Genomic DNA, 24,046 nt, shown 5'->3' with positions numbered 1-24,046 from the left:
CGGATCGGATGGAGTGCGAGATGTCACGACTGCCGTTGTCGAACTCACAGTGGGGCGTCTGGTTCGCCTGTCAGTTCGGCTCGTCGAACGAGCAGTGGAACGCAGCCGAGTACCTGGAGATTCACGGAGCCGTCGAGGTGGCGCTGTTCGAGTCCGCGTTGCGTCAGGCGGTGCGCGAGACCGATGCGCTGAACCTTCGCTTCGCCGTGGCCGCGGACGGTGAGCCGTACCAGGTGGTGGAGCGGGACCGCCCGCTGCCCTTCGCCTTCCACGATCTGTCCGGCCGGGACGACCCGGCCGCGGCGGCCGTGGCGTGGATGCGGGCCGATGTCGAGCAGGCCGTCGACCTCGGCAGGGACGTGCTGTTCAACGAGGTGCTGTTCAGGATCGAGGAGGACCGGTACTTCTGGTACTGGCGCTTCCACCACCTGGTCATCGATGGGTTCGGGCACGCGATGTTCGTGCGGCGGGTGGCCGAGGTGTACACGGCCATGGAGCGCGGCGAACAGGTCCCCGCCGCGCCGTTCGGCTCGCTGGCCGAACTGCTGGAGGAGGACCGGCGTTACCTGACCTCGCCCGAGATCGACCGCGACCGCGACTTCTGGCGCGAGCGGCTGTCCGGCAACCCGGTTCCCGTCACGCTCGGCCGCCCGACGGCCAAGGGCACGATCAGGATCCTGCGCCGCACCCACCATCTGACGAGGTACGAGTACGACCGGCTGCGCGAGCTGGCCGGCGGACTGGGCGTCAAGTGGTCCCGGCTGCTCGTCGCGATCATGGTGGCCTACCTGCACCGTGTCAGCGGGACCGAGGACGTGGTGATGAGCCTGCCCGTCACCGGGCGCACCACGCCCACGGCGCTGAACGTGCCGTGCATGATGTCCAAGGTCGTGCCGTTCCGGGTGGCCGTCCATCCGGACCTGACGTTGCGCGAACTCGTCGCACGGGTGGCCGCCGAGGTCGACGACGTGCTGGCCCACCAGCGCTACCGCGTGGAGGAGATGCGCAGGCACCTCTCGCTGCCCGGCGGGCAGATGACGTTCTTCGGCTCCCTGATCAACATCATGCGGTTCCGGCAGCAGGTCCGGTTCGGCGACCGGCCGAGTACGATGCACCACTTCATGACAGGGCGGGTCGAGGACGTCGAGGTCGTGGTGGACGGCCGGAGCGGCGACGACGGGCTGCGCATCGACTTCGACGCGAGCCCGGACGCGTACGACGTCGCGGACTTCAACGCCGTCGGACGCAATTTCCTGATCTTTCTGCGCTCGTTGCTCGGCTCCGCGGCCGATCGGCGGATCGGAGACATCGAACTGCTGAGCCCGGCCGCGGGCGAGCAGATGCGCGCGCTCAGTGCGGGCCCGGCCGGGCATCCGGCGGAAGAGGGGATCCACACCCTGTTCGAACGGCAGGCGCGTGCCACTCCTGACGCTGTAGCGCTCGTCTCCGGGGAGCGGCGGGTTCGTTATGCGGATCTGGATGGGCGGGCGAGCCGGGTGGCGCGTGATCTGGTGGCGGCGGGTGTGCGTCCTGGGTCGGTGGTGGGTGTGTGTCTGGAGCGTGGGGTGGGTCTGGTCGCCGCGTTGCTCGGTGTGCTGAAGGCGGGGGCCGGTTACGCCCTGCTCGATCCGGCGTTTCCCGCTGAGCGGCATGCGCTGATGCTCGGTGACGTCGTCGCGGAGGCGGTCGTGACCACGGAGGAACTCGCGGACGGGCTGAGCGGACCCCTGGTGTTCATGCGTGAGGATGATTCCGCCCCGCCGAGCCCCGGGCTCTCCGTCCGGCCCGGTGACGTCGCCTGTGTCATGTTCACGTCGGGGTCCACCGGTCGTCCCAAGGGTGTCGTGGCGCCGCACGGGGCGATGACCACCACTTTCCTTGCCCAGAACTATGTGGACTTCGGTCCGGGACATGTGTGGTTGCAGTCCTCGCCGATGTCGTGGGACGCGTTCGCGCTGGAGGTCTTCGGCGCGTTGCTGCACGGCGGGACCTGTGTCCTGCCGTCGGGTCAGCGGCTCGATCCGGACGAGATCGCGCGCTTGGTGACCGGGCACGGCGTGACGGTGCTGGTGCTGTCGGCCGGCCTGTTCAACGTGCTGCTCGACGAGCGTCCCGAGGTCTTCGCCGGGTTGCGGGTGGCGATGACGGTGGGCGAGGTGGCCTCGGTCGCGCACGTGCGCCGTGCGCTGCGGCGCTTCCCCGAGCTGGTCGTGGTCAACGGCTACGGGCCGGTGGAGAGCATGGTGTTCACCACGTGTCACCGGATCGTCGAGGCCGACACCGAGCGGGCCTCGATCCCGATCGGCACGCCCTTGGCCACCAGGGGCGTTCTGGTGCTCGACCAGCGGCTGGGCGTGGTGCCCGTGGGTGTGGTGGGCGAGTTGTACGTGTCCGGCGGCGGCCTGGCGCGCGGTTACGCGGGTCGTCCCGGGCTGACCGCGGAACGGTTCGTGGCCTGCCCGTTCGACCCTGGTGCGCGGATGTACCGTACGGGCGATCTGGTGCGGTGGCGGGCTGACGGGGTGCTGGAGTACCTCGGTCGCGCTGACGAGCAGGTGAAGGTGCGCGGTTTCCGCGTCGAACTTGGTGAGGTGGAGTCCGCGCTGCGCGCCGTACCGGGCGTGAGCGACGCCGCCGTCACCGCGGCCGAGGACGCCACGGGCAGTCGTCGGCTGGTGGCCTACCTGGTGGGCGACGTCGAGCCGGGTGCCGTGCGGGCCGGGCTGGAGGCTGTGCTGCCCGAGTACATGGTGCCGTCGGTGTTCGTGCCGCTGCCGTCGTTGCCGCTGACCCCCAACGGCAAGGTGGACCGCCGGGCGCTGCCCGCGCCCTCCTTCGACGGGCCGCCCGCAGGCCGGGGGCCGCGCGATCCGCGCGAGGAGGTGTTGTGCGGGCTGTTCGCCGAGGTGCTCGGTGTGGGCCGGGTGGGCCTCGACGACGACTTCTTCGAGTTGGGTGGGCACTCCCTGCTGGCCATCCGGCTGATCTCCAGGATCCGGTCGGTGCTGAGCACCGAGGTGAGCCTTCAGGAGCTGTTCGCGTCGCCGACCGTGGCGGCCCTCGCCGCGTCGGCGAACCGGCGCGGGCGCGCGAACCCGCGTTTGTGGGCCGTGCCCAGGCCGGACAGGATGCCGTTGTCGTACGCGCAACGACGGTTGTGGTTCCTGCGCGAGTGGGAAGGGCCGAGCGCCGCCTACAACGTGCCCCTCGGCCTGCGCCTGCGCGGTCCGTTGAAACAGAGCGCCCTTGTCGCGGCGATCGGTGACGTGGCCGATCGGCATGAGAGCTTGCGGACCGTCTTCCCGGCCGTGGACGGCGTGCCGTATCAGCAGGTCGTCGAGGCCCGGCCGGACGTCGAGGTCGTCGCCTGCACGGAGGAGGAATTGGCGGCGGTGATCCAGCAGGCCGCCGGCCAGGCCTTCGACCTGTCGGCCGACCTGCCGATCCGTGGCCGGATCTGCCGGCTGGGGCCCGAGGAGCACGTGCTGCTGCTGGTCATGCATCACATCGCCACGGACGGCTGGTCCATGGGAGTGCTCTGCCGTGACCTGTCGGTCGCGTATGGGGCTCGCCTCGAAGGGCGGGCGCCGGTGTGGCCGTCGTTGCCCGTGCAGTACGCCGACTACGCGTTGTGGCAGCGGGAGTTGCCTCTGGACGGGCAGCTGGAGTTCTGGTCGGAGGAACTGGCGGACCTTCCCGGCCAGCTTGTGCTGCCGGTGGATCGGCCGCGCCCGGCGACGCCCAGTTTCCGGGGCGGTCATGTGCGGTTCGAGGTGCCAGTGGAGCTGCACGGTGAGCTGGTGGCGTTGGCCCGGCGCAGCGGGGCCACCTTGTTCATGGTGGTGCAGGCGGCGCTGGCGGCGTTGTTGTCCAGGCTGGGCGCCGGGACCGACATCCCGATCGGCACCCCGGTCGCCGGGCGGCTGGACGACGCGCTGGATGATCTCGTGGGGTTCTTCGTCAACACGCTGGTGTTGCGGACCGACACCTCGGGGGATCCCACGTTCGAGGAGCTGATCGAGCGGGTCCGGGCGACCGACCTGGCCGCGTACGACCACCAGGACCTGCCCTTCGAACGGCTGGTCGAGGCGCTCAACCCGGCGCGCGGCAACCACCATCCCCTCTTCCAGGTCTCCCTCGCCCTGAACAACGTCACCGGCCACGACCTGGACCTCACCGGCGTCACGGCCACCGAACAGCCGATCACCTACCACACCGCCAAGTTCGACCTCGGCGTAATCCTGGCCGAGCAGCAGGGCGGGATGAGCGGCGTGATCGAGTACGCCGGCGACCTGTTCGACCGCGAAACCGTGGAACGGCTCGCGTTCCGCTTCCTGCGCATGCTCGAATCCATGACAGCCGACCCCGACCGCCCCATCAGCACACCCGACCTGCTCGCCCCGGACGAACGCCGCCTCATCCTCCAGGACTGGAACACCACACCCGACACCGGCCACCCGGCCTGCGTCCACACCCTGTTCGAACGGCAGGCGCGTGCCACTCCTGACGCCGTGGCGCTCGTCTTCGGGGAGCGGCGGGTTCGTTATGCGGATCTGGACGGGTGGGCGAGTCGGGTGGCGCGTGATCTGGTGGCGGCGGGTGTGCGTCCTGGGTCGGTGGTGGGTGTGTGTCTGGAGCGTGGGGTGGGTCTGGTCGCCGCGTTGCTCGGTGTGCTGAAGGCGGGGGCGGGTTATGCCCTGCTTGATCCGGCGTTTCCCGCTGAGCGGCGTGCGCTGATGCTCGGTGACGTCGCCGCGGAGGCGGTCGTGACCACGGAGGAACTCGCGGGCAGCCTGACCGGGCCGCACGGGCCGCACGGGCCGCGCGTCGTGCTCGTCGATGAGGGCGCGATCGTTGGGGATCCCATGTCGAGTCCGGGGCTTTCCATGGGGCCCGGTGACGTCGCCTGTGTCATGTTCACGTCGGGGTCCACCGGTCGTCCCAAGGGTGTCGTGGCGCCGCACGGGGCGATGACCACCACTTTTCTTGCCCAGAACTATATGGACTTCGGTCCGGGGCATGTGTGGTTGCAGTCCTCGCCGATGTCGTGGGACGCGTTCGCGCTGGAGGTCTTCGGCGCGTTGCTGCACGGCGGGACCTGTGTCCTGCCGTCGGGTCAGCGGCTCGACCCGGACGAGATCGCGCGACTGGTCGCCGGGCACGGCGTGACAGTGCTGCAACTGTCGGCCGGCCTGTTCAACGCGCTGCTCGACGAGCGTCCCGAGGTCTTCGCCGGGCTGCGGGTGGCCATGACGGCGGGCGAGGCCGCCTCGGTCGCGCACGTGCGCCGTGCGCTGCGGCGCTTCCCCGGCCTGACCGTGCTCAACGGCTACGGGCCGGTGGAGAGCATGGGATTCACCACGTGCCACCAGGTCGTCGAGGCCGACACCGAGCGGGCCTCGATCCCGATCGGCACGCCCCTGGCCGGCAAGGGCGTTCTGGTGCTCGACCAGCGGCTGGGCGTGGTGCCCGTGGGTGTGGTGGGCGAGTTGTACGTGTCCGGCGGCGGCCTGGCTCGCGGTTACGCGGGCCGTCCCGGGCTGACCGCGGAACGGTTCGTGGCTTGCCCGTTCGAGCCGGGTGCGCGGATGTACCGTACGGGCGATCTGGTGCGGTGGCGGGCGGACGGGGTGCTGGAGTTCGTCGGCCGGGCGGATGACCAGGTGAAGGTGCGCGGTTTCCGGGTCGAACTTGGTGAGGTGGAGTCCGCGCTGCGCGCCGTGCCGGGCGTGAGCGACGCCGCCGTCACCGCGGCCGAGGACGCCACGGGCAGTCGTCGGCTGGTGGCCTACCTGGTGGGCGACGCCGAGGCGGGTGCCGTGCGGGCCGGGCTGGGGGCTGTGTTGCCCGAGTACATGGTGCCTTCCGCGTACGTCACGTTGGACGCTTTGCCGTTGACCCCCAACGGCAAGGTGGACCGCCGGGCGTTGCCCGCGCCTGCCTTCGAAACGGCCGGCGGTCGCAGCCCGCGTGACCCGCGCGAGGAGGTGTTGTGCGGGCTGTTCGCCGAGGTGCTCGGCGTGAGCCGGGTGGGCCTCGACGACGACTTCTTCGAGTTGGGTGGGCACTCTCTGCTGGCCATCCGGCTGATCTCCAGGATCCGGTCGGTGCTGGGTGTGGAGGTGAGCGTGCGGCAGTTGTTCGCCGACCCGACCGTGGCCGGCATCGCCCGGCTGCGCGCGCCGGACCCTTCGTCTCTCAGGTCGCGGGGCTCGGTCAGGGCCGCGCCGGTGGCCGTTGCCCGGCCGGAGCGGATCCCGCTGTCCTACGCGCAGCAGCGGTTGTGGTTCCTCAACCAGTGGGAGGGCTCGAACGCGAGCTACAACGTGCCGATGGCCATCCGCCTGCGGGGTGGGCTGGACTTCGCCGCGCTGACTGAGGCGATCGCCGACGTCGCGGGACGGCACGAAGCGCTGCGTACGGTCTTCCCCGCCGACGGTGGCGTGCCCTACCAGCGGATCATCGACGCGGTTCGGCCGGAGGTGGAACGGGCCGATGTCACTGAGGCGGAGTTGCGCCAGGCGGTGATGGAGGCCGCGAATCGGCCGTTCGACCTGGCCGGGGAGATTCCGATCAGGGCCCGGCTGTTCGGGCTGGGGCCGCAGGAGCATGTGCTGTTGCTGGTCATGCACCACATTGCCGCGGATGGCTGGTCGATGGGTCCGTTCTGCCGGGATCTGTCGGTGGCTTACGCGGCCCGGGCCGAGGGGCGGGTGCCGGACTGGGCGCCGTTGCCCGTGCAGTACGCCGACTACGCGTTGTGGCAGCGGGAGTTGCCTCTGGAAGGGCAACTGGAGTTCTGGTCGGCCGAGCTGGCGGACCTTCCTGACCAGTTGGAGCTGCCGGTGGATCGGCCGCGCCCGGCGACGCCCAGTTTCCGGGGCGGCCAGGTGCGGTTCGCCATGCCGGTGGAGCTGCACGGTGAGCTGGTGGCGCTGGCCCGGCGCAGCGGGGCCACGTTGTTCATGGTGGTGCAGGCGGCGCTGGCGGCGTTGTTGTCCAGGCTGGGCGCCGGAACCGACATCCCGATCGGCACACCGGTCGCCGGGCGGCTGGACGACGCGCTGGACGATCTCGTCGGGTTCTTCGTCAACACACTGGTGCTGCGCACCGACACCTCGAACGATCCGACCTTCGAGGAGCTGATCGAGCGGGTCCGGGCCACCGACCTGGCCGCGTACGACCACCAGGACCTGCCCTTCGAACGGCTGGTGGAGGCGCTCAACCCGGCGCGCGGCAACCACCACCCCCTCTTCCAGGTCTCCCTCGCCCTGAACAACGTCACCGGCCACCACCTGGACCTCACCGGCGTCACGGCCACCGAACAGCCGATCACCTACCACACCGCCAAGTTCGACCTCGGCGTAGCCCTGGCCGAGCAGCAGGGCGGGATGAGCGGCGTGATCGAGTACGCCGGCGACCTGTTCGACCGCGAAACCGTCGAACGACTCGCGTACCGCTTCCTGCGCATGCTCGAATCCATGACAACCGACCCCGGCCGCCCCATCAGCACACCCGACCTGCTAGCCCCGGACGAACGCCGCCTCATCCTGCAGGACTGGAACACCACACCCGACAACGGCCACCCGGCCTGCGTCCACACCCTGTTCGAACAGCAGGTCCGTGCCACTCCTGACGCCACCGCCCTGACCTGCGGCGAGCGCACGCTCACCTATGCCGAGCTGAACACGCACGCCAACCGCCTGGCCCACCTTCTCATCGAGCGCGGGATCCGGCTGGAGGACCGGGTGGCGATCGCCCTGCCGAGCGGTGACCTGTGGGTGATCGCGCTCCTCGCGGTGCTCAAGGCCGGTGCGGCGTTCGTACCGATCGATCCCGGTTATCCGGCCGAACGCATCCGGTACATGCTCGCCGACTGCGCCCCGGCGCTCGTGCTGACCACTGCCGAACACACTCTGCCGGCGGACGGCACGCCCCGGCTGCTGCTCGACGACCTGAACCGGCACGCCGACGCGAGCGACCCTCACCTGCCCGTGCAACTCGGCAACGCCGCCTACGTCGTCTACACATCGGGGTCGAGCGGCCGGCCGAAGGGCGTGGTGGTGGCGCACGCGGGCGTGGGGGACCTCGTGGCGGGCCAGGTGCACCGCCAGGCGGTGGGACCCGGCAGCCGCGTGCTGCAACTCGTGTCCACCAGTTTCGACGCGGCCCTGTGGGACGTGTTCGGCGCGGTGCTCTCGGGCGGGACGCTCGTCATCCCCGCCGGTGAGCGGCCGCTCGGCCAGGACCTGATCGACTTCGCCGCCGACCACGGGATCACCCATGTCGCGATCCCGCCGGCCGTGGTGGCGGACCTGCCCGCCAACGGGCTGCCCGCCGGCCTCGCGGTGACGGTGACCGGCGAGGCGTGCGCCCCGGCGCTCGCGGCGACCTGGTCGGTCGGCCGCAGGCTGTTCAACGGCTACGGCCCGACCGAGGCCACGATCGGCGCGACCATGTGGGAGTGCGAGCCCGGCCGCGCCCCGAACCCGGTGCCCATCGGCACTCCGCTGATCGGCAAGAGCGTCTACCTGCTGGACTCCGGGCTGCGGCCGGTGCCCGCCGGAGTGGCGGGGGAGCTGTATCTGGGTGGCGACGGGCTGGCTCGCGGGTACGCGGGCCAGCCCGGGCTGACCGCGGACCGGTTCGTGGCCTGCCCGTTCGAACCGGCCGCGCGGATGTACCGTACGGGCGACGTGGCCCGGTGGCGGGCGGACGGCGTGCTGGAGTTCGTCGGACGGGCGGATGACCAGGTCAAGCTGCGCGGCCTCCGGCTGGAGCCGGGCGAGGTCGAGGCGGCGGTGGTCGCGCATCCGCTGGTCGGGCACGCGGCGGTCGTGGTGCACGCGGACGACTCCGGTGAGCGGCGGCTGGTGGCGTACCTGACGGTCAAGGGCGCGGGGCCCGGCACCCGGGAGTTGCGGGCGCACGTCGCCGCGCTGCTGCCCGAGTACATGGTGCCGGCGGTCTTCGTACGGCTGGACGCGCTGCCGCTGAGCCCGAACGGCAAGGTGGACCGGCGAGCCCTGCCCGCGCCTGCCTTCGAGACGGTCGGCGGCCGCAGCCCGCGCAACCCGCGCGAAGAGGTGTTGTGCGGGTTGTTCGCCGAGGTGCTCGGCGTGAGCCGGGTGAGCATCGACGACGGCTTCTTCGACCTGGGCGGGCATTCGTTGCTGGCCACCCGGCTGATCTCCAGGATCAGGTCGGTGCTCGGAGTGGAGCTGAGCGTGCGGGAGCTGTTCGCCGCCCCGACCGTCGCGGGCGTCGCGCGGCGCGCCGTGACGGGGACGACCCGTCCGATGCTGACGGCGGCTCCCCGGCCCGAGGCGGTGCCGCTCTCCTACGCGCAGCAGCGGCTGTGGTTCCTGCACGAGTGGGAGGGCCCCAGCGCCACCTACAACATCCCGATCGCTTTGAGGCTGGCAGGTCCGCTGGATCAGGAGGCCCTCATCGCGGCGATCGGTGACGTGGCCGATCGGCACGAGAGCCTGCGCACCGTCTTCCCGGCCGTGGACGGCGTGCCGTACCAGCGGGTCGTCGAGGCCCGGCCCGTCGTGGAGGTCGTCTCCTGCACGGCGGAGGAGTTGGCGGCGCGGATCGGGCGGGCCGTCGGCCACGCCTTCGACCTGGCGACCGACCTGCCGGTCCGGGGGCTGCTGTGCCGGCTCGCCGAACAGGAGCATGTGCTGTTGCTGGTCATGCATCACATTGCCGCGGATGGCTGGTCGATGGGTCCGTTCTGCCGGGATCTGTCGGTCGCGTATGGGGCTCGCCTCGAAGGGCGGGCGCCGATGTGGCCGTCGTTGCCCGTGCAGTACGCCGACTACGCGTTGTGGCAGCGGGAGTTGCCTCTGGAGGGGCAACTGGCGTTCTGGTCGGAGGAACTGGCGGACCTTCCCGGCCAGCTGGTGCTGCCGGTCGATCGGCCGCGTCCGGCGACGCCCAGCTTCCGGGGCGGCCATGTGCGGTTCGAGGTGCCGGCGGAGCTGCACGGTGAGCTGGTGGCGCTGGCCCGGCGCACTGGAGCCACGTTGTTCATGGTGGTCCAGGCGGCGCTGGCGGCGTTGTTGTCCAGGCTGGGCGCCGGGACCGACGTGCCGATCGGCACGCCGGTGGCCGGACGCACCGACGACGCGCTGGACGATCTCGTCGGGTTCTTCGTCAACACGCTGGTGTTGCGCACCGACACCTCGGACGATCCGACGTTCGAGAAGTTGATCGATCGGGTCCGGGCCACCGACCTGGCCGCGTACGAGCACCAGGACCTGCCCTTCGAACGGCTGGTCGAGGAGCTCAACCCGGCGCGCGGCAACCACCACCCCCTCTTCCAGGTCTCCCTCATCGTCGACGACGCCACCGCGCACGACCTCGACCTCCCCGGCGTCACGGCCACCGAGCAGCCGGTCGAGCTGCCCGTCTCGAAGTTCGACCTCACTTTCGCCGTCACCGAGCACCAGATCGTCATCGGCTACGCCACGGACCTGTTCGACGAGGAGACCGTCCGCTGGATGGGGCACCGATTCCTGAGCACGATCGAAACGATGGTCGCCGACCCCGCGACCTCCATCGGGCCGGTGGACGTGCCGGCGTGGACTCCCGAGGCCCCCGAGCTTCCCGAATCCGAGGAACCGGCCGGTCGTGGCCCGCGCGGCCCCCGCGAGGAGATCCTGTGCCGGCTCTTCGCGGACGTGCTCGGGCTGCCCTCGGTCGGCATCGACGACAACTTCTTCGCCCTGGGCGGCTACTCGCTGCTGGCCACCCGGCTGATCTCGCGCATCCGCTCGACGCTCGGCGTCGAGGCGAACGTCAGGGAACTGTTCGCCGCGCCCACCGTGGCGGCCCTCGCGGCGAGCCTGGACGTCGGCGGCGACCCGCGTCCCGCCCTCGTGCCCGTGCCACGCCCCGACGTGCTGCCGCTCTCCTACGCCCAGCAGCGGTTGTGGTTCCTGCGCGAGTGGGAGGGCCCCAGCGCGACCTACAACATCCCGATGGCCTTCCGCCTGTACGGGCGGCTCGACGTGGACGCGCTGACCAGCGCGCTGAACGACGTCGTCGGCCGGCACGAGAGCCTGCGCACCCGGCTGCCCGCCACGGGCGGCGTGGCCCGCCAGGAGATCGTGGACGCCGGGCCGTCGTTCTCGGTTCACGCCTGCGCGCCGGAGGAACTGCCGGCGGCTGTGGACGAGGCCGCCGGTCACGTCTTCGACCTGGCCGCCGAGTCGCCGATCCGGGCGTGGTTGTTCGCGACCGCGCCGGACGAGCACGTCCTGGTGCTGGTCGTGCACCACATCGCCGCCGACGGATGGTCGCTCGACGTGCTCTGCCGCGACCTCGCCGCCGCCTACACCGCGCGCCGCGAGGGCCGGGCCCCCGGCTGGTCGCCGCTGCCCGTGCAGTACGCGGACTACGCCCTGTGGCAGCACGGGCTGCTCGGCGGTGACGGCGATCCGGACAGTGTCCTGTCCCGCCAGCTCGCCCACTGGTCCGACAGGCTGGCCGGGCTGCCCGACGAGCTGGACCTGCCCGCCGACCGCGCCCGTCCCGCCGCCCCCAGTCATACCGGCGCGCTGGTCGAGCTGGAGGTGGACGGCGGACTGCACGCGAGGCTGGTCGCGCTGGCCAGGCAGAACGGCAGCACCGTCTTCATGGTCCTGCAGGCCGCACTCGCGGCGCTGCTGACCCGTCTCGGGGCCGGGACCGACCTCCCGATCGGCACGCCGGTGGCCGGGCGCACCGACGACGCGCTGGACGACCTCGTCGGGTTCTTCGTCAACACGCTGGTGTTGCGCACCGACACCTCGGGCGACCCGACGTTCCGCGAGTTGCTGGCCGGTGTGCGCGAGACCGACCTGGACGCCTTCGCGCACCAGGACCTGCCGTTCGAGCGGCTGGTCGAGGCGCTCAACCCGGCCCGTTCCGCCGCGCACCACCCGCTCTTCCAGGTCATGCTGGTGCTGCGGAACGACGACCCGCCCCCGTTCGAGCTGCCCGGCGTGCGGGTCGCGGACTTCCCGGTCGGCTTCCGGGTCGCCAAGTTCGACCTCACGCTCGGGCTCGCCGAGAGCTACGGCGACGACGGCAGCCCGCAGGGTCTGCGCGGCGGCCTGGAGTACAGCGCCGACCTGTTCGACGAGGACACCGCGCGGTCGATGGCCGAGCGCCTGCTCCGGCTGCTCGACGCGGTCACGGCCGACCCGGATCGCCGGATCGGCGACCTCGACGTGCTCGGCGACGGGGAACGCCACCGGCTCCTCGTCGAGTGGCACGGCGAGCGGACCGGCCACACGGACGCCAACGTCGCCGACCTGATCCGGTCGCGCGCCGCACTGACACCCGACGCTCCCGCGCTGAGCTGCGAGGGCAGCCAGGTCGGCTACGCCGAACTGGTCGACCGCGCCGAGCGGCTGGCCCACCGGCTACGCCGCCTGAGCACCTCGCCCGAGCAGGTCGTCGCCGTGATGACGCGGCAGCGGCCGGAACTCGTCGTCGCGATGCTGGGCGTCATGCTGGCAGGCAAGGCGTTCCTCCTGCTCGACCCCGCTACTCCGGCCCCACGGGTGGAGGCGATGTTGCGCGACGCCGCCGCCGAAGCCGTGATCACCATGCCTGAGGCGGCGGCCGGGCTGGACGGCGTGGACCTCCCCGTCCTGTACGTCGATGGCGCCCCCGTCACCGCCTCGCCGCTTCCCGCGCTCGATCCGGCCGCACTGGCCTGCGTCTTCTTCACGTCGGGCTCCACCGGGCGGCCGAAGGGCTCCATGTTCGTGCACGGGGAGCTGGCCGGGTTTGCCCTGGCGATGTCCGGCGTCCTGGAACTCACGCCCGAGGACCGCATACTCCAGGTGGCCGGCGTCTCGTTCGACGTGATCGTGGAAGAGGTGCTGCCGACGCTGCTGGCCGGCGCGTGCCTGGTCCTGCCGGGGACCGCCGGGCTGACCGACGTGGCCGACCTGGCCGGACATCTGGAGACGCAGCGCGTCACCGGCTTCGAGGTGACCACGCCGTACTGGCACGAATGGGTCGACACTCTCACGCGTGAAGGGCGGCGGCTGCCGGAGTCGCTCAGGTTCGTCATCATCGGCGGCGAGCGGGTCTCGCCCGACCACCTGCAGCGGTGGCGGCCCCTCGGCACGGCCCGGCTGTTCAACGTCTACGGCCTGACCGAGGCGACCTGCACGTCCACCGTGCACGAACTCACCCGGGACGACCGGTCGCTGCCCATCGGACGGCCGCTGCCGAACGTCCGCGCCTTCGTGCTGGACGCCGGGCTGCGGCCGGTGCCCGTGGGGGTGGCGGGAGAGCTGTACCTGGGCGGTCACGGGCTGGCCCGCGGGTACGCGGGCCGTCCGGGGCTGACCGCGGAACGGTTCGTGGCCTGCCCGTTCGACCCTGGTGCGCGGATGTACCGTACGGGCGACGTGGCCCGGTGGCGGGCGGACGGGGTGCTGGAGTTCGTCGGCCGGGCCGACGACCAGGTCAAGCTGCGTGGCTTCCGCATCGAGCCCGGCGAGGTCGAGGCCGTGCTGGCCACCCATCCGCAGGTGGCGCAGGCGGTCGTCGTGGTGGCCGAGGACGGCTCGGGCGAGCGGCGCCTGGTGGCCTACGTGACGGCCGATGGGATTCCTGAGGTCGCGGAGTTGCGGGCGCATGTGGCGGCGGTGCTGCCCGAGTACATGGTGCCGGCGGCGTTCGTGCTGATGGACGCGCTGCCACTGACCAGGACCGGGAAACTCGACCGGCGCGCGCTGCCCGCGCCTGCCTTCGACGGGCTGCCCGCAGGCCGGGGGCCGCGCGATCCGCGCGAGGAGATCCTGTGCGGGTTGTTCGCCGAGGTGCTCGGCGTGAGCCGGGTGAGCGTCGATGACGACTTCTTCGACCTGGGCGGGCACTCCCTGCTGGCCACCCGGCTGATCTCGAAGATCAGGTCGGTGCTGGGCGTCGAGCTGAGCGTGCGGGAGTTGTTCGCGGACCCGACGGTGGCGGGCATCGCCCGTCGCGCGGTGGCGGGAACGACCCGTCCGGCCCTGACGGCGGTTCCCCGCCCCGAGACCGTGCCGCTCTCCTACGCGCAGCAGCGGCTGTGGTTCCTGCATGAATGGGAGGGACCCAGCCCCGCCTACACGATCCCGGTCGCGGTGCGCTGGTCGGGAACCCTCGACAGGCAGGCGCTGATCGAGGCGGTCGGCGACCTGGCCGACCGGCACGAGAGCCTGCGCACCGTCTACCCCGCCGTGGACGGCGTGCCGTACCAGCAGGTCGTCGAGACCCGGCCGGACGTCGAGGTCGTCTCCTGCACGGAGGAGGACCTGGCCGAGCGGATCGAGCAGGCCGCCGGACAGCCCTTCGACCTGGCCGCCGAGCCGCCGGTCAGAGTGCGGCTGTTCGCGCTGGACGAGCGGGAACACGTCCTGCTCATCCTGCTGCACCACATCGCCGCCGACGGCTGGTCGATGACCCCGCTGGGACACGACCTGGCCCGCGCGTACGCGGCCCGCGCCGGCGGCCGGGCACCGGACTGGGCCCCGCTGCCCGTCCAGTACGCCGACTACGCGCTGTGGCAGCGGCGCCTGCCCCTGGAGGGACAGCTCGCCTTCTGGTCGGCCGAACTGGCCGGCCTGCCCCACCGGATCACGCTGCCGGCCGACCGCCCACCCCCGTCCCAGCCCAGCCACCGGGGAGCGCGGCTGCCCATCACGATCCCGGCGGACCTGCACGCCCGGCTCCTGGAACTGGGCCGCGACTCGCACGCGACGCTGTTCATGGTGCTGCACGCGGCACTGGCCGCGCTGCTGACCCGGCTGGGCGCGGGCACGGACATCCCGATCGGCACCCCGGTGGCGGGCCGCGACGAGGACGCGCTGGACGCCGCCATCGGATTCTTCGTCAACACGCTGGTGCTGCGTGTGGACACCGGCGGCCGGCCCACCTTCCGTGAGCTGATCGACCGGGTACGCGCCGCCGACCTGGCCGCGTACGAGCATCAGGACCTGCCCTTCGAGCGGATCGTCGAAGAGCTCAACCCCGACCGCGCGGGCGGCCACCACCCGCTGTTCCAGACCATGCTCAGCGTGGAGCGCAGCGTCCGCACGGGCGAGTTCGAGCTGCCCGGCGTGCGCGCCTCGTTCGTGCCCTCGGCCGGTGGCGGGGCCAAGTTCGACCTCTCCTTCGACCTGATCGAGGAGCGCGACGACGACGGCCGGGCGGCGGGGTTGCGCGGCACGGTCGAGTACGGCGAGGACCTGTTCGACGCCGGCACCGTCGCGGCCATGATCGGGCGCTTCCTCAGGCTGCTCGAAGCGATGACCGCCGACCCGGGACAGCCCATCGGCCGCCCTGACCTGCTGGCGGAGACCGAACGGCGGCGCATCCTCGTCGAGTGGAACGACACCGCCACCGGCGACCGACCCACCCACCAGGCCGTCCACGAGCTGTTCGACCACCAGGCGCGCAGGACCCCGCACGCGGTGGCCGTGGTGTGCGGCCAGGACACCCTCACCTACGCGGAGCTGAACCGGCGGGCCAACCGGCTCGCCCACCACCTCGTGGGCAAGGGGGCCGGCCGCGGCCATGTCGTCGGCGTCCACCTGGAGCGCGGCGTGGACCTGGTCGTGGCGCTGCTGGCCGTGCTCAAGGCGGGCGCCGCGTACGTGCCGCTGGACCCGGACCTGCCGGCGGACCGGCTGGCGTTCCTGCTCGCCGACACCGGCGCGTCCCTGGTGGTGACCCGCTCGGGGCACGCCGCCGCGCTGCCCGGCCCGCCGATGGTCCTGCTGGACGCCGACCGGCCCGCCATCGCGGCGGAACCCGTCGGAAGCCCCCAGGTCAGCGTGCTCCCCGGCGACCTCGCCTACGTGATCCACACCTCCGGCACCACCGGCCGCCCCAAGGGCGTGATGGTCGAGCACGGCAACCTGCTCGGGATCGCGCACAGCTACGACGTCCAGTACGGGCTCGCCGAGCTGCGGCCCAGGTTCGTCTCGGTGTCCGGGGTCTCCGTGGACCTGTTCTTCGCCGACCTGATGAGGTCGATCTTCTTCGGCGGGACGCTCACGATCAGCCCGATCGAGGTCACCCTCGATCCGGCCAGGCTGCTCGATCTCCTGGACGGCTCGGCGGCGACCAGCCTGGAGATCGTCCCCTCGCTGCTGCGGACGCTGGTGGCGGAGGTCAGGCGGCAGGGCCGTACGTTCCCGCCGCTGCGCCACCTCACGGTCGGATCGGAAGGCTGGCCGGTCACCGACTGCCGGGAACTCCTCGAGGTGCTGCGACCGGGATCGCCGGCGGTCAACGCCTACGGCTCCACCGAGGTCACCGTGGACGCCACCGCCTTCGCGGCGGAGCCCACCGGCGATCGGTTCGTGCCCATCGGCAGACCGCTGCCCGACGTCCGGGTCTACGTCCTGGACCAGGACCTGAACGTGGTGCCACCGGGCGTCGCGGGCGAGTTGTACGTGGCGGGCGCCGGGGTGGCGCGCGGCTACATCGGCAGCCCGGGACTGACCGCGGGCCGGTTCGTGGCCGACCCGTTCGGACCCGCGGGGACGCGAATGTACCGGATGGGCGACACGGTCAGGGCGCGGGCGGACGGCGTGCTGGAGTTCCTCGGGCGCGCCGACGACCAGGTCAAGATCCGTGGCTTCCGCATCGAGCTGAGCGAGGTGGAGGCGGCGATGCGGAACGTGCCCGGCGTTCGGGGCGCCGCGGCCGGTCTGCACCACGACGCCTCCGGGGTCGCCCGCCTGGTCGGTTACCCGGTCGGCGACGTCGAGCCGGCCGCCGTGCGCGCGGCGCTGGCCATGGTGCTGCCGGACCACATGATTCCGGCGGCGTTCGTACCCCTGACGTCGTTGCCGCTCACCTCGAACGGCAAGGTGGACCGCCGGGCGTTGCCCGCGCCCTCCTTCGACGGGCCGCCCGCGGGCCGGGGGCCGCGCGATCCGCGTGAGGAGGTGTTGTGCGGGTTGTTCGCCGAGGTGCTCGGCGTGAGCCAGGTGGGCGCCGACGACGACTTCTTCGAGTTGGGTGGGCACTCTCTGCTGGCCATCCGGCTGATCTCCAGGATCAGGTCGGTGCTGGGCGTGGAGGTGAGCGTGCGGCAGTTGTTCGCCGACCCGACCGTGGCCGGCATCGCCCGGCTCCGCGCGCCGGACCCCTCCTCCCCCCGGCAGCGGGGCCCGGTACGGCCCGCACCGGTGCCCGTCGCCCGGCCGGAGCGGATCCCGCTGTCCTACGCGCAGCAGCGGTTGTGGTTCCTCAACCAGTGGGAGGGCTCGAACGCGAGCTACAACGTGCCGATGGCCATCCGCCTGCGGGGTGAGGTGGACTTCGCCGCGCTGACCGACGCGATCGCCGACGTCGCAGGACGGCACGAAGCGCTGCGTACGGTCTTCCCCGCCGACGGCGGCGTGCCCTACCAGCGGATCATCGACGCGGTTCGGCCGGACGTCGAGCAGACCGACGTCACCGAGGCGGAGCTGCGCCAGGCGGTGATCGAGGCCGCGAACCAGCCGTTCGACCTGGCCGGGGAGATTCCCCTCAGGGCCCGGCTGTTCGGGCTGGGGCCGCAGGAGCACGTGTTGCTGCTGGTCATCCACCACATCGCGGCAGACGGCTGGTCGATGGGCCCGTTCTGCCGGGATCTGTCGATGGCCTATGAGGCTCGGGTCGAAGGGCGGGCGCCGGACTGGGCGCCCCTGCCGGTTCAGTACGCCGACTACGCGTTGTGGCAGCGGGAGTTGCCTCTGGAGGGACAGCTGGAGTTCTGGTCGGAAAAGCTCGCGGGTCTTCCTGACCAGCTTGTGCTGCCGGTCGATCGGCCGCGTCCGGCGGTGCCCAGCTTCCAGGGCGGTCATGTGCGGTTCGATGTGCCGGCGGAACTGCACGGCGAGTTGATGGCGTTGGCCCGGCGCAGCGGAGCGACCCTCTTCATGGTGGTTCAGGCGGCGCTCGCGGCGTTGTTGTCCAGGCTGGGCGCCGGGAACGACATCCCGATCGGCACCCCGGTCGCCGGGCGGCTGGACGACGCGCTGGACGATCTCGTCGGGTTCTTCGTCAACACGCTGGTGCTGCGTACCGACACCTCGGGGGATCCCACGTTCGAGGAGTTGATCGAGCGGGTCCGGGCGACCGACCTGGCCGCGTACGAGCACCAGGACCTGCCCTTCGAACGGCTGGTCGAGGAGCTCAACCCGGCGCGCGGCAACCACCACCCGCTCTTCCAGACCCTCCTCACGCTGCACAACGACGGCGAGTCCGTCCTGCCGCTGGCCGGGTTGCGCACCTCCTTCGAAGAGGTGGCGCTGGAGGTCGTCCAGTTCGACCTCGGGTTCATGCTGAGCGAGCAGCACGCGGACGACGGCACGCCCGCCGGCCTGCCCGGCGTCATCGAGTTCGACACCGACCTGTTCGACCACGAGACCGTGGACGGGTTCGCGCTGCGCTTCCAGCGCATGCTCCGGTCCATGGTGGCCGATCCCGGCCGCCGCATCGAGGAGGTGGACCTGCTCTCGGCGCAGGAGCGCGAGACTCTGCTGACGACGTGGAACGGCACGCCGTGGCCGGTTCCCGAGGTCACGCTCACCGAGCTGGTCGAGGCGCGGGCCGCCGGTGCGCCGGAGGCGGTGGCGGTCGTGGCGGACGGGCGGGAGCTGAGTTACGGCGAGCTGAACGCCCGCGCGAACCGGCTCGCCCACCGGCTGATCTCGCTCGGCGTCGGGCCCGAGTCCCTGGTCGCGGTCGCGCTGCCCAGGTCCGGGGAGCTGGTCGTGGCGCTGCTGGCGGTGCTCAAGGCCGGTGGCGCGTACCTGCCCATCGACCTCGGCTATCCCGCCTCGCGTGTGGCGTACCTGCTGGAGAACGCCCGGCCCGTGTTGTTGCTGGCCCTGTCCGAGCACACGGCGGTGCCGACGCTGCTCCTTGATGATCCTTCGTTGGGCGCGTACCCGGACACCGACCCGGGCCGCCGGGCCTCGGCCGACCATCCCGCCTACGTCATCTACACCTCCGGCTCCACCGGACGGCCCAAGGGCGTGGTCGTCGCGCACCGCAGCGTGGTCAACCTCCTGTGGACCGCCTGCGAGCAGCTCGGCCTGGGGCCCGGCGACGCGTGGACGATGTTCCACTCCTACGCCTTCGACTTCTCCGTCTGGGAGTTGTGGGGCGCGCTGGCCACCGGCGGGCGGGTGGTGGTCGTCTCCTCCGAGGTGATCCACCAGCCGGAGGCGTTCTGGCGGCTCATGCGGGAGCGCGGCGTCACGGTGCTGAGCCAGACGCCGTCCAGCTTCCGCGAGCTCCTGCGCACGGCGGGCGGCGGCGAGCCGCTGCCCGACCTCCGAGTGGTGATCTTCGGCGGCGAGGCGCTCAAGCGGGACCACGTGCGCGGCTGGTACGAGTCGTTCCCCGCCGCCACGACCCGGCTCGTCAACATGTACGGCATCACCGAGACCACCGTCCACGTCACCTCCCACGACCTGGAGTGGTCGCAGGTCAGGCGGCACGACAGGGTGGGCGCCGGCCGGTCGTTGCCCAACTACCGCACCTACGTGCTGGGCGGCGGCCTGCGCCCGGTGCCCGTCGGGGTGACGGGGGAGCTGTACGTGGCGGGCGACGGCCAGGCCCGGGGCTATCTCGGCCGGCCCGAGCTCACCGCGAGCCGGTTCGTGGCCAGCCCGTTCGATCCGGGTGAGCGGATGTACCGGACCGGCGACCTGGCCCGATGGCGGGCGGACGGCGTGCTGGAGTTCGTCGGGCGCGGCGACGACCAGGTCAAGATCCGCGGCTTCCGGATCGAGCTGGGCGAGGTCGAGGCGGCGCTGTCCGCCCATCCGCAGGTGGCCCAGGCGGCCGTGATCGCCAGAGAGGACCGCCCGGACGACCATCGCCTGGTGGCCTACCTGGTGCCGGTCGAGGAGCTGCCGGACGCCGCGGAGCTGCGGGCGCACGTGGCCGCGTCGTTGCCCGAGTACATGGTGCCGGCGGCGTTCGTGCCGCTGGAGTCTTTGCCGCTGACGATCAACGGCAAACTGGACCGCCGGGCGCTGCCCGCCCCCGAGTTCGCCGGCGCGGCCGACGGCCGTGGCCCGCGCGACTCCCGCGAGCAACTGCTCTGCGGGCTGTTCGCCGAGGTGCTCGGGTTGAGCCACGTGGGCATCGACGACAACTTCTTCGACCTGGGCGGCCACTCGCTGTCGGCCACCCGGGTGACCGCCGGCATGAAGGCCATGCTGGGCATCGAGGTCAGCCTGCAGGAGTTGTTCCACGCGCCCACCGTCGCCGGGATCTGCGAGCTGGCCGACGCCAGGCAGGCCGGCAGTGTGCGCCCGAGCGGCATCCTGCTCCCGCTGCGGACGAGAGGGAGCAAACCGCCGCTGTTCTGCGTGCACCCGGCCACCGGCCTGGCGTGGTGCTACACCGGGCTGCTGCAGCACCTGGGCGCCGACCGGCCGGTGTACGGCGTGCAGACCCGCGGCCTGGGCACCGACACCGTACGGCACTCCTCCCTGGCCGAACTGGTCGACGACTACCTCGCCCACATCCGGCAGGTGCAGCCCACCGGCCCCTACCACCTGCTCGGCTGGTCGCTCGGCGGCGGAATCTCGCACGCGATCGCCTGCCGCCTGCAGGAGCAGGGGGAGGAGGTCGCCCTGCTGGCCATGATGGACGCCTACCCGCCGGAGGACACCTGGCGGGAGGGGATGCCCGATGGCAACTGGGTGGCCATGCTCATGGAGCGCGAGGGCGCGGGGCAGCTCAACCTCGACCCCGCATTGATCGAGGAGCTGTACGCGGCCTCCATGCGCAACCTGGAGCTGATGTTCGGCCAGACCCCCGGGCGTTTCCGCGGCGACCTGGTGTTCTTCACCGCGCTCCAGGGCCGCGATCCGGACGAGCAGTCGTGCGGCGACTGGGCCGACTTCGTCGAGGGGCAGATCATCGATCACCCCATCGACTGCGAACACCTCGACATGACCCGCCCGGCGCCGCTCAGTGAAATCGCCGAAGTGCTCGTCCGGGCGCTCGACGCCCCCTGAATCAGGTTCCCACGGAGGTTTACCAAGTGGTATCAGAAATGCTCATCAGCACGCCCGTGACCAGAATTTCCCTGGATCGCGAGGAGGCCAAACTGGCCAGGGCGCTCGCCCGGAACTGCGCCGACGAATATGCCGCCGCGGACAGCCCCGACTTTCTCGCCGAGGTCAATGTCATCGCGCATGAACTGCCGGTCGCGCCAAGGCTGGCCGTCAACCGGGCGCGGCTCGACGACGCCAAGCACGCCGTGCTCGTCACCGGCAACATCGTGCGCGACGACTTGCTGGACGACACCCCCGCCCACTGGCGCGACCCGCAGAGCGAGGAGGCCGGGCTGGCCGGCTTCACGCTGATGCTCTGGGCCGCGCTGCTCGGCGACGCCATCGGGTGGACCACCCAGCAGGAGGGCCGCATCCTCACCGATGTGCTGCCGGTGGCCGGGCACGAGCAGACGACCGTCAGCTCCAGCAGCCGCAAGGAGCTGAGCTGGCACACCGAGGACGCGTTCTCGCCGTTCCGCGCCGACTACGTGGGCCTGTACTGCCTGCGCAACCCGGACAGAACCCCCACGACGCTGGCCGCCGCCGACCCGTCGGCGCTGCCCGGCTGGGCGCGCGAGGCGCTGACCGAGCCCCGCTTCCTGACCCTGCCCGACGACGCCCACGACCCGGACCTGGCCAGGCCGGAGATCGGGCCGGTGCTGACCGGGCCGCCCGACGCCGCCGTGCTGCGCATCGACCGCGACTGCACCTCCGCCGTGCCGGGCGACGAGGAGGCCAGGCAGGCGCTGGAGCTGATCTTCGGCCAGCTCGACGCCGGCCTGTACGACTTCGCGCTCACCCCCGGCGACGCGATCTTCGTGGACAACCGGAACGTCGTGCACGGCCGGCGTCCCTTCCTGGCCCGCTACGACGGCCGCGACCGGTGGTTGCGGCGGGTCAACGTGGCCGTGGACCTCAGGCGTACCAGACCGGGCAGGAGAAGCGGCGATGACCGTCGGATCGGCTGACCACCGCACCATCGGGGAGATCTCCCCGGCGCTGCTGGAGGACTGGCTGCGCGAGCGGTACTTCACCCTGCCCGTGGACATCTCCAGCTCCGGCGTGGAGACCTACTCACTCGGCCACCTGAGGGAGCTGCTCGGGATCCCGCAGCGGGCGCTCGACGAGATCGCCTTCCGCGACAGCCCGTCGGTGGGCGCCCGCGAGCTGCGCGAGGTGATCGCGCGCAGGTTCGGCGGCCGGCCGGACTCGGTGATGGTGACCCATGGTTCGACCGAGGCGCTCTTCCTCGTCCTGGCGGCGATCGTGCGGCCGGGCGACGAGATCGTGGTCCTGCACCCGGTCTACCACTCGCTGCACTCGATCGCGGAGGTGCTCGGCGCCCGGCTGAAGGTCTGGCGGCTGGACCCGGCAGACGGCTTCGCCCCCGACCTCGACCGGCTGCGCGACCTGCTCACCGACCGCACCCGCGCGGTGCTGGTGAACTTCCCGCACAACCCCACGGGCGCCACGCTGACGCCCGCCGGCTACGCCGAGTTCCTGGACCTCATCGCGGCGCGGGACTGCCACCTGCTGTGGGACGGCGCGTTCAGCGAACTCGTCTACGACGGTGACCCGCTGCCCGATCCGCGCGCCTTCCTGGAACGTGCCATCTCCGTCGGCACCCTGTCCAAGGCGTACGGGCTGCCGGGGCTGCGCGTCGGCTGGTGCCTGGCGCCGCCGGACCTGCTCAGGGCGATGGTGAGGGTACGGGACTACGTCTCGATCAGCACCTCGCCGCTGGCGGAGTTCCTGGCCACGGCGGTGCTCTCGAACGGCGACCGGATCGTCGCCGAGCGGCTCGGCCAGGCCAGGCGCAACCGCGAGATCCTCCGGGGCTGGGCGGCCAGGAACCGGGAGGTCATCGACCTGACCGTGCCGCCCGGCGGCGTCTGCGCCTTCCCCGCCATACGCGGCGTCACCGACGCACACGAGATCTGCCAGGCGCTGGAGGCCCTGGGCGTGCTGGTCGTGCCCGGCCTCTGCTTCGGCCATCCCGACAGGATGCGCGTCGGCTTCGGCGGGCCCACCGGGGTCCTGTCCGCCGGGCTGGCCACGATCAGCCAGGTCATACGCGAGGAGGGACGATGACGGCCGGAAACTACGATCGTTCGGCGTACCGGATGCAGAGCGACGACGAGCGCACAGAGCGGGCACGAGCCACCGGCGGCCAGCCGATCCTGGAGTTCGACGGCAGCACCCCGTTCGCCGGGTACGTGCACCCCGAGGTGCTGCTGTCCCTCCAGGAGTTTCGCACCAAGTCGGCCGCCGAGCCCGCCTTCCTCATCGGCACCCAGCTCATGGAGCTGATGTTCAAGCTCGGCCACGTCGAGGCGACCCGCGCGCGTGACCAGCTCGACGCCGACGACGTGGACGCCGCGCTGCGCACCCTGCGGCGGCTGCGCCTGGTGCAGGGCCTGATGGTCGCGTCGTGGGAGTTGTTCGGCGCGCTCAGCCCGGCCGAGTACCGCGAGTTCCGCGACCAGCTCGCCGGCGGGTCGGGCTTCCAGTCGTCGGCCTACCGCAGGTGGGAGTTCGTGCTCGGCCACAAGGACGCCGCCATGATCCGGCCGTACGAGGGCGACGCCCGCGTGCACGCCGACCTGGTGCGCGACCTGACCGGGCCGAGCCTGTACGACGCGGCGCTCGGCCTGCTGGCCAGGAACGGGTTCGCGGTCCCCGCCGACTGCCTGGAGCGCGACCTGGCGGCGCCCTACCGGCCGCGCGCCGAGGTCGAGCAGGTCTGGCGCCAGGTGTATGAGGACCCGCTGCGTCACCACCCGCTGCACCGGCTGGCCGAGGCGCTGGTCGATGTGGCCTACGAGTTCGGCAAGTGGCGGGCCACCCACCTGCTGGTGGTCGAGCGGGTGCTCGGCGGCAAACCGGGCACCGGCGGCACCAGCGGCGTGCAGTGGTTGCGCCGGGCGGCGGAACACCGCTTCTTTCCCGAATTGTGGTCGGTCAGAAGCGTCCTCTGA

General features: G+C 71.7%; 4 protein-coding genes. All 4 read left to right on the top strand.

Annotated elements, in window-relative coordinates:
* The first annotated feature begins 20 nt into the window (after positions 1-20).
* From AB0I81_RS39035 to AB0I81_RS39020, 4 genes are read left to right on the top strand one after another with little or no spacing between them, the layout of a single operon-like run.
* Complete coding sequence (locus AB0I81_RS39035; RefSeq protein ID WP_360667910.1) at positions 21-21,029, top strand: non-ribosomal peptide synthase/polyketide synthase; 21,009 nt, start codon at positions 21-23, stop codon at positions 21,027-21,029.
* Between the two features lie 38 nt (positions 21,030-21,067).
* Positions 21,068-22,036: a TauD/TfdA family dioxygenase gene (locus AB0I81_RS39030; RefSeq protein ID WP_360667907.1), complete on the top strand. Its 969-nt coding sequence runs from the start codon at positions 21,068-21,070 to the stop codon at positions 22,034-22,036.
* Positions 22,017-23,159: a capreomycidine synthase gene (gene vioD, locus AB0I81_RS39025; protein WP_360667904.1), complete on the top strand. Its 1,143-nt coding sequence runs from the start codon at positions 22,017-22,019 to the stop codon at positions 23,157-23,159. Before AB0I81_RS39030 ends, vioD begins: the two co-directional genes overlap by 20 nt.
* Entirely contained in the window at positions 23,156-24,046 is an 891-nt protein-coding gene (locus AB0I81_RS39020) for a tryptophan 2,3-dioxygenase family protein (protein ID WP_360667901.1), read from the top strand. Before vioD ends, AB0I81_RS39020 begins: the two co-directional genes overlap by 4 nt.

Source organism: Nonomuraea sp. NPDC050404 (genome assembly GCF_040655495.1).
Lineage (GTDB): Bacteria > Actinomycetota > Actinomycetes > Streptosporangiales > Streptosporangiaceae > Nonomuraea.
The sequence above is the reverse complement of the archived record's forward strand: the minus strand, read 5'-3'. Positions and strand labels throughout refer to the sequence as shown.